Genomic DNA, 1,004 nt, shown 5'->3' with positions numbered 1-1,004 from the left:
CTGTGGTAGAAAAAGATAGGTCTTTCATTGTCAATAAGACCTATCTGTTGAAAATGTTACCCTTATTAGATCAAAACCATCTAAAATTTAAACTAAAGGATCGTAATTATATTTTAGCAAATATTGTAGTTATTCTACTACAATCAATTAAAAGAGTTAGCCTGGAAAAATTAGCCAATGCTTTACCTCTTGGAATAAAGTTTGAAAGTAGAAGAAAAAGACGACAGCGCTTTTTATCTTTGCCAAAAATTTTGAAACTATTTGGTTTCCTATTCTCTCTAATTTGCTAGAAACATATTTTGTTCGCGTAGCGTCGGCGAACGCCGAAAAAAATGACCTCGTTTATATAGCAATTGATCGGACAAATTGGGGTAAAATAAACCTTTTAGTAACTCGCCTGATTTGGGACAAAAGAGCTTTTCCAATTTCCTTGACTTTGATGCCAAAATTAGGCAGTAGTAATTTTAAGGAACAAACAACTCATATATCAAAAATAATGCCGATTTTTAAAGATTATAGAATCTGCCTATTGGGAGATAGAGAATTTTGTTCTGTTTTGAAGTTACCGTAAGACAGTTGAGCCTTATTCCACGAGTTTTAACCCTTTTCTGCATAGCCTGCCGCTATAAAGGCTCAACTGTCTAAGGTTTCATCTCTGAGGCTGGCAAACTGGTTGTCACAAAAGGATACAGACTTTTGTCTACGTCTTAAAAAAACTGAATTTATTGAAATTGAAAAACAAATTTGGACAGAGTTAGATTCTTGAGAATTAGTCCCAGGAACTTCGTGATTTTTTAAAGAAATCAAAGTAACGAAAACTAAGGGATTACCCCGTTTTAATTTGGCCGCAAAATGGAAAAAAAAGGGTTCAGGATTTGCCCCAAAAGACCCCTGGTTTATTCTCACAAATTTAAAGTCGTTAGACTTGGCAATTGCTGCTTATAAAAAACGGTTTAATATTGAGCAAATGTTTAGAGATTTGAAAACAGGTGGCTATAACTTAG

General features: G+C 34.0%; 1 pseudogene. It reads left to right on the top strand.

The annotated features are described in order from the left end of the window. Positions 1–290, top strand: a pseudogene (locus F6K49_RS53045) (hypothetical protein); the annotation flags it as partial. Positions 291–1,004 lie beyond the last annotated feature (714 nt).

It is taken from the genome of Moorena sp. SIO3I6 (assembly GCF_010672095.1).
Note: the sequence above shows the minus strand (reverse complement) of the source record. Positions and strands in the feature narration are given on the sequence as shown.